Consider the following 356-nt stretch of genomic DNA (forward strand, 5'->3'; position numbering starts at 1 on the left):
TCATTAATATTATGTTTTAAAATATTTATTACTAGATTCATCGTCTAACAAAGAACATTCATCAGGAGGACAAAAATGATTAAAAACAATGCAATTTTTAAAGATGACTTATCAGTAACAAAGGGAAATTATTTTATAGCTCTAGTTAAAGCAATCATAATTTCATTAACATTACTTTATTTATTATTTCAAAGTGAAAATCATCCTATAATATGCTCAATTTTAACTTTAACAATTGTTATTTTCCTTAAATATTTTGGTTTTAATATTTTTAATTTAAACAAGTTAAAGTTCATACATTTTGTATATATATTAGGTGGCTATATACTAATGTACTTATTGGACACTATTTACTT

The 356-nt window shown here is 21.3% G+C and carries 1 pseudogene; it reads left to right on the top strand.

Annotated features, from left to right (window positions below):
- Window positions 1–75: 75 nt before the first annotated feature.
- Window positions 76–356 (top strand): annotated as a pseudogene (locus CD111_RS12715) (CPBP family intramembrane glutamate endopeptidase); the annotation flags it as partial.

Source organism: Mammaliicoccus stepanovicii, from assembly GCF_002902525.1.
Classification (GTDB): domain Bacteria; phylum Bacillota; class Bacilli; order Staphylococcales; family Staphylococcaceae; genus Mammaliicoccus; species Mammaliicoccus stepanovicii.